Source organism: Aquabacterium sp., assembly GCF_021768455.1.
Taxonomy (GTDB): Bacteria; Pseudomonadota; Gammaproteobacteria; order Burkholderiales; family Burkholderiaceae_C; genus Aquabacterium.
In genome coordinates, this window is record NZ_JAIZVX010000038.1 from 21,196 (window position 1) to 28,167 (window position 6,972).

Genomic DNA, 6,972 nt, shown 5'->3' on the forward strand with positions numbered 1-6,972 from the left:
ACGTGCAGTGGCGTTCGCTGTGGCTTCTTTGGCGCAAACAAGAAAAAGCCCGCCGGGTGGCGGGCTCTGGTGGGCTGTTGCTGTCCGTCCAGCTTACTTGGCCTGCTGCAGGCTCGGTCGCAACCGGGCGGGCGTGCTCGGGAAAGAGTGACGCAGGATGCGCCACAGCACCTGGCTGAACTGTTTGGTCATCGAGCCGGTGTTGTAGTGCTGGCCGTAGCGGGCGCAAATTTCGCGGATCTGCACGGCCATCTCGGCGTAGCGGTTGGCGGGCACGTCAGGGAAGAGGTGGTGCTCGATCTGGTGGCTCAGGTTGCCCGTCATCACGTTGAGCAGGAAGCCGCCCGAGAGGTTGGACGAGCCACGCACCTGGCGCAGGTACCAGTGGGCACGGGTCTCGTTCTTCAGCACGCTCTTGGGGAAGGTTTCCACATCGGTGGTGAAGTGGCCGCAGAAGATCACGGTGTAGGTCCAGATGCTGCGCATCACGTTGGCAGCCAGGTTGCCCAGCAGCACGGTCAGGAAGGCCGGGCCACCCAGGATCGGGAAGATCACGTAATCCTTGATGATCTGGCGGCGCATCTTCTTGCCAACGGGGCGAAACTGCTCGGCCATCTGCTTGTTGGTGACGCGGCCCGAGAACCAGCGGCCCAGGCGCAGGTCCTGGATGGCCACGCCCCACTCGAAGAGGAGGGCGAAGATCAGGGCGTACAGCGGCTGGCCCAGGCGGGCGGGGTGCCACTTCTGCTCGGGGAAGAGGCGCAGCACGCCGTAGCCGATGTCGTCGTCCATGCCGTGGACGTTGGTGTAGGTGTGGTGGCGGAAGTTGTGGGTCTTGCGCCAGTTTTCGCTGGTGCCGGCAATGTCCCACTCGAAGGTCTTGCCCTGCAGGTGCGGGTCGCCCACCCAGTCGAACTGGCCGTGGATCACGTTGTGGCCCAGCTCCATGTTGTCCAGGATCTTCGACAGGCCCAGGATGAAGGCGCCGCCGATGGCTGCAGGCCAGAACAGCGCTTCGGGCAGGAAGAAGGCCGCCATCAGCACGATGCGGCCCAGGGCTTCGCTGTAGCGGACGGCCTTGTAGATGTTGCGGATGTAGCGCACGTCGCGGGCGCCGAGGTCGGCGACGGTGCGGGCGCGCAGGGCGTCGATCTCGGCGCCGAAGCGCTCCAGTTCGTCGCCAGTCAGGGTGCGGTGCAGGGATGTGCTCATGGCAGTGATCTCGCTTCTCAGAGGTCCAGGCTGACGTCGGTGGTGGCGCGGCTCACGCAGATGCGAACCGGTGTGTCACCTTCGGCGTCGATGTCTTTGGTGTGCATGTCCTGCACGGTGCCGCTGTGCTTGGTGCACACACAGCTGTGGCAGATGCCCATGCGGCAACCCGACTTCGGGTTCAGGCCCTGGGCTTCCAGGGCGTCGAGGAGCGACGTGCCGTTCGAGACGGTCAGTTCGCGCCCCGATTTCAACAGTGTCACCCGCACGTCCTTCAGCTCGGACGGGTCGACCGCGGGGGCCGAGGGTGTGAAGCCTTCGGCCATGAAGCTGCGGGCGATGCCGGCGGTCAGTTCGCGCGCCGTGTCCACAAAGCCGCCCGGGCCGCAGGCGTAGACCTGCCGTGCCGAGAGGTCGCCCACCAGCTCCTGCAGTTGCTCGGCGCTGATGAAGCCGCGGTGTTCGCCTGCCAGCAGCTGCGCTTCGTGGGTCAGCACGGTGTGCAGCTTGAAGCGGGGCTGGTTCGCGGCCAGCTGGCGCAGTTCCAGCAGGAAGCAGAGTTCGGCGCGGGTTTTGGCCCAGTAGATGAGTGTCAGGTCGACCGGCATCTGCTGCGCCACCAGGGCGCGGGTCAGGCTCATCAGCGGGGTGATGCCGCTGCCAGCGGCCAGGAAGAGCCATTGGCCTTGCGGCTGCGCGGGCAGGGTCATCTCGCCAAAGGCCTCGCCCAGTTCCAGCACATCGCCTTCGCGCAGGTCGCGGCAGAGGTGGGTGCTCAGGCGGCCGCCTTCGGTGCGCTTGATGGTGAAACTCAGGAGGCCCTTGTTCGGCCCCTTGGTTTGCGGCGTGCCGGTGTAGCTGTAGCTGCGGGTCACGCGGCGACCGTTGACCTCGGCGCTCAGGTTGACGTGCTGGCCTGGCTTGAAGCTGCCGCAATGGCGGTTGGGCTTGAGCACCAGGGTGACCGTGTCGGCCGCTTCCACGCGGCGCTCGACCACGCGGGCCAGCGGGCGTTCCCAGGACCAGGCCGGGTTCAGGTGGCCGACCCAGAAATCGAAGATGCCGGGTTGGACCAGGGGCTCGACGAGGCGACCCAGGGCGCTGCCTGCGGGGCGTGTGCGGCGGGTGCTGGAAGACAAAGAAGGCAAAACGAGGCTCCGTTTGAGAGACTGCCGCGGAGTATACGCAAGCGAGTACGTTTGTCTATACAGTTGTGCATTAATTGCCGACGGATATGATGGTCAACCATTGAGCGCCATCAAAATGTCACTGAACGTCCCTGCTGCCCTGAACGATCTGCCTGTACCGCCTGCCGTGTCGGGGCCTGGGCGCAAGGCCGTGATCTCGCGGGACGACATCATCGCGGCGGCCCTCAAGCTGCTGGGGCCGCACCGCAGCGTCTCCAGCCTGAGCCTGCGCGAGGTGGCGCGTGAAGCGGGCATCGCGCCCAACAGCTTCTACCGCCAGTTCCGCGACATCGACGAACTCGCCGTCACCCTGATCGACATGGCCGGCGCCTCGCTGCGCCAGATCATCGGGCGGGCGCGCAAGCGAGCCAGGGCCGAGCAAAGCGTGGTCAACAGCTCGGTCGAGGCCTTCATGGAGCAGCTCCAGGCCGATGACAAGCTGCTGCACATCCTGCTGCGCGAAGGCACGGTGGGCTCCGACGCCTTCAAGCAGGCCGTCGACCGCCAGCTCAATTTCTTTGAAGAAGAGCTGCGCCTCGACCTCATCCGCCTGGCGCGCGCCGGGCGCACCGGCCTGCACGAGCCGGCTCTCACGGCCAAGGCCATCACGCGCCTGGTGTTCGCCATGGGTGCCTCGGCAATGGACCTGCCGCCCGAGAAGCTGCCCGAGTTCACCCAGCAGGTGATCGTGATGGTGCGGATGATCATCACCGGCACGCAGACCATGGCCGCGCAGGGCAAACCCGGCGCCTGAGCCCATCGGTGTGGCGCGGATGCCGAATGGCAGGCCCGTGCACCAAGTTGGTGGCCCACATCTTGCTGGTGTCATGAAAGCGCCTGCACACTGGCGCGGCATTCACCCCGGAGAGTCGTGTGTCCATCCACGTTGCCCTGAATCACGTCACCCATTACAGCTACGACCGCCTGGTCAACCTGGCGCCCCAGATCGTGCGCCTGCGCCCGGCGCCGCACTGCCGCACGCGCATCCTCTCGTATTCGCTGAAGGTCGAGCCCAGCAGCCACTTCATCAACTGGCAACAGGATCCGTTCTCGAACCACATGGCCCGCCTGGTCTTCCCCGAGAAGACGCAGGAGTTCAAGGTCACGGTCGACCTCGTTGCCGAGATGGCGGTCTACAACCCCTTCGACTTCTTCCTGGAGCCTGAGGCCGAGACCTACCCCTTCGCCTACGAGACCGAAGCCGCCCGCGACCTCGCGCCCTACCTGGTCAAGAGCGAGCTCACCCCTGCGTTCAAGGCCTTCGTCGACAGCATCGACCGCACCGAGGTGCGCACCATCGATTTCCTGGTCGGCCTGAACCAGCGCCTGCAGCGCGACATCCGCTACACCATCCGCATGGAGCCCGGTGTGCAGACGCCGGAGCAGACGCTCACGCTCAAGTCCGGTTCCTGCCGTGACACCGGCTGGCTGCTGGTGCAGGCCCTGCGCCACCTGGGCCTGGCCGCACGCTTTGTCTCGGGCTACCTCATCCAGCTCAAGGCCGACGTGGCCTCGCTCGACGGCCCTTCGGGCACCGAAGTCGACTTCACCGACCTGCACGCCTGGTGCGAGGTCTTCCTGCCGGGCGCCGGCTGGATCGGCCTGGACCCCACCTCGGGCCTGATGGCTGGCGAAGGGCACATCCCCGTGGCCTGCACGCCCGAGCCTTCGGGGGCCGCCCCGGTGTCGGGCGCGGTCGACAAGTGCGAGGTCGAGTTCCATCACGAGATGAGCGTCACGCGCATCTACGAATCGCCCCGCGTCACCAAGCCTTACACCGATGCCCAATGGGCCGACATCGATGCCCTCGGCAGCGTGGTCGACGGCCAGCTCACCCAGGGCGATGTGCGCCTGACCATGGGTGGCGAGCCCACCTTCGTCTCGGTCGACGACCGCGATGGCGCCGAGTGGAACACCGACGCCCTTGGCCCCACCAAACGTGGTCTGGCCACCGAACTGGTCCACAAGCTGCGCGCCCGTTATGGCGAGGGCGGCTTCCTGCACTTCGGCCAGGGCAAGTGGTACCCCGGCGAGCAGTTGCCGCGCTGGGCGCTGTCCATCTTCTGGCGCGCCGACGGCAAGCCCTGCTGGCAGGACCCCAGCCTCTTTGCCGACGAGCGCAACTCCGTGCGCTACACCAGCGAGGACGCCAAGCTCTTCATCGACACCCTGGCCACCAAGCTGGGCGTGACCACCGAGCACACCCTGCCGGGGTTCGAGGACACCTGGTACTACCTGTGGCGCGAACGCCGCCTGCCCGTCAACGTCGACCCCTTCGACACCAAGCTCGACGACGAGATGGAGCGCATGCGCCTGCGCCGCGTCTTCAAGCAGGGCCTGGAGCACGAGGTGGGTTACGTGCTGCCCATCAAGCGCAACGATGGCCTGAGCCTCAACGGCCCCAAGTGGGTCACCGGCCCCTGGTTCTTCCGTGACGAGCGCATGTACCTCGTGCCCGGCGACTCGCCCATGGGCTACCGCCTGCCGCTGGACTCCCTGCCCTGGGTCAGCGCCGACCAGTACCCCTACCTCCACGAGCACGATCCCTTCGCCCCCAAGGCCCCTCTGGCCGATGCCAGCCAGCTGCGCGCGCAGTACGGCCAGCACCAGATCGGTGGCGGTTTTGCCCAAGGTGGCACCGTCTCGGGTCAGGGGCAGAAGCTCGAAGGTCTGGGTGGCACGGGCGTGAACGGCGAGTGGGGCAAGCTGGGTGCGAACCCGGCGGTGCCTGGCGGCAAGGGACCGGCCTCGGCCTCGTCCAGCAGCGTGGACACCAACCGCGTGCCCAGCCGGTTCGAGTCGGCCTACTGGATCACGCGCACGGCCCTGTGCGTCGAGGTGCGCAACCCCGACCGCGCCAATGGCCCGCGGGTGGAAGACAAAGGGCAGGGCGGTGGCGTCATGTACGTCTTCATGCCCCCCTTCACCAACCTCGACGACTACCTCGACCTGCTCACCGCGGTCGAGGCCACGGCCGCCGACCTGGGCATGCACATCGTGCTGGAGGGCTACCCGCCCCCGCGTGACCCGCGCCTCAAGGTGCTGCAAGTCACGCCCGACCCCGGCGTCATCGAGGTCAACATCCACCCGGCTTCCAGCTGGGAGCAGCTGGTCGACCACACCGAGTTCCTCTACCAGGCCGCGCACGAAACCCGCCTCTCGACCGAGAAGTTCATGGTCGACGGCCGCCACACCGGCACGGGCGGCGGCAACCACTTCGTGCTGGGCGGGGCCACGCCGTCTGACAGCCCCTTCCTGCGTCGCCCGGACCTCATCCCCAGCCTGCTGACCTTCTGGCACAACCACCCGTCCTTGTCCTTCCTGTTCTCGGGCCTGTTCATCGGCCCGACCAGCCAGGCGCCGCGCCTTGACGAGGCCCGCACCGACCAGGTCTACGAGGTCGAGATCGGCCTGCGGGAGATCGAACGGCAAATGGAAATCTGGGGTCAGTGCCCGCCTTGGATCATCGACCGCACCCTGCGCAACCTGCTGATCGATGCCACCGGCAACACCCACCGCAGCGAGTTCTGCATCGACAAGCTCTACTCGCCCGATGGCCCCACCGGCCGCCTGGGTCTGCTGGAGCTGCGCGCCTTCGAGATGCCGCCGCATTCGAAGATGAGCCTGGTGCAGCAGCTGCTGCTGCGCTCGCTCGTGGCCTGGTTCTGGAAGGAGCCCTACAAGGGGCATGGGGCACAGCGTCTCACCCGCTGGGGCACCGAGCTGCACGATCGCTTCCTGCTGCCCAGCTTCGTCGAGCAGGATTTCGCCGACGTGCTGGCCGAGCTCAACATGGCCGGCTACGACTTCAAGGCCGAGTGGTTTGCGCCGCACTTCGAGTTCCGCTTCCCGTACATCGGCGAGGTGGCCTCGTCGGGCGTCCGCATCACGCTGCGCCAGGCGCTGGAGCCCTGGCACGTCATGGGTGAAGAAGGCTCGCCGGGTGGCACCGTGCGCTACGTCGACTCCTCGCTGGAGCGCGTGGAAGTGCGCGCCACCGGCCTGAACGGCAACCGCCACGTGGTCACGGTCAACGGCCACATCCTGCCCCTGCACCCCACGGGCCGCGTGGGCGAGTACGTGGCCGGTGTGCGCTACCGCGCCTGGCAGCCGCCTTCGTGCCTGCATCCCACGATCCCGTCCGATGCCCCCCTGGTCATCGACGTGGTTGACACCTGGCTCAAGCGCTCGGTGGGGGGATGCCAGTACCACGTGGCACACCCGGGTGGCCGCAACTACGACACCTTCCCGATCAACGCCTACGAGGCCGAGAGCCGGCGATTGGCGCGCTTCTTCCGCATGGGGCACACCCCGGGCACCATGAACCTGAAGCCGCTGATGCCTGGCATCGAGCACCCGCTCACGCTCGACCTGCGCACGGCCAAGATCGGCCTGGGCGGCTGAGCTTCGGATTCGGGCGCACCCTGAGCATCTGCCCAACCGGGCGGTGTTTTCAGGGGCCTGACCCCGGAGAAAGGGGGCGTTCTGCACGCGAGGCAGGGCGCACCCTTGGTCGGCGTCTTGCTTGTGTCAAGGAGAATCGGGGTTCTAACAAGAAGAATCCCCGCAGTAC

Annotated in this window: 4 protein-coding genes; 2 read left to right on the forward strand and 2 right to left on the reverse strand. The window is 66.8% G+C overall.

From position 1 onward, the window contains the following. Positions 1–93: 93 nt before the first annotated feature. Positions 94–1,212 carry an acyl-CoA desaturase gene (locus QZ994_RS07350; protein WP_290870351.1) on the reverse strand — a complete coding sequence of 373 codons (1,119 nt, stop codon included), beginning with the start codon at positions 1,210–1,212 and terminating at the stop codon, positions 94–96. 17 nt (positions 1,213–1,229) lie between these two features. After that, positions 1,230–2,360 (reverse strand): ferredoxin reductase, encoded by a 1,131-nt coding sequence (locus QZ994_RS07355; RefSeq protein ID WP_290870354.1) that lies wholly within the window; start codon positions 2,358–2,360, stop codon positions 1,230–1,232. Between the two features lie 115 nt (positions 2,361–2,475). On the opposite strand from QZ994_RS07355, the gene fabR reads away from it, so the two are divergent. After that, positions 2,476–3,153, forward strand: a complete 678-nt coding sequence (fabR, locus tag QZ994_RS07360) for an HTH-type transcriptional repressor FabR (RefSeq protein ID WP_290870357.1) — start codon at positions 2,476–2,478, stop codon at positions 3,151–3,153. Positions 3,154–3,272: 119 nt separating this feature from the next. Next, a complete protein-coding gene (locus tag QZ994_RS07365; RefSeq protein WP_290870360.1) occupies positions 3,273–6,803 on the forward strand; it encodes a DUF2126 domain-containing protein in 3,531 nt (1,176 codons plus the stop codon). The last annotated feature ends 169 nt before the right edge of the window (positions 6,804–6,972 follow it).

Bases quoted from the DNA above. Each gene is read 5' to 3' on its own strand.
- QZ994_RS07350 (WP_290870351.1), bottom strand. From the start codon at position 1,212: ATGAGCACATCCCTGCACCGCACCCTGACTGGCGACGAACTGGAGCGC.
- fabR (WP_290870357.1), top strand. From the start codon at position 2,476: ATGTCACTGAACGTCCCTGCTGCCCTGAACGATCTGCCTGTACCGCCT.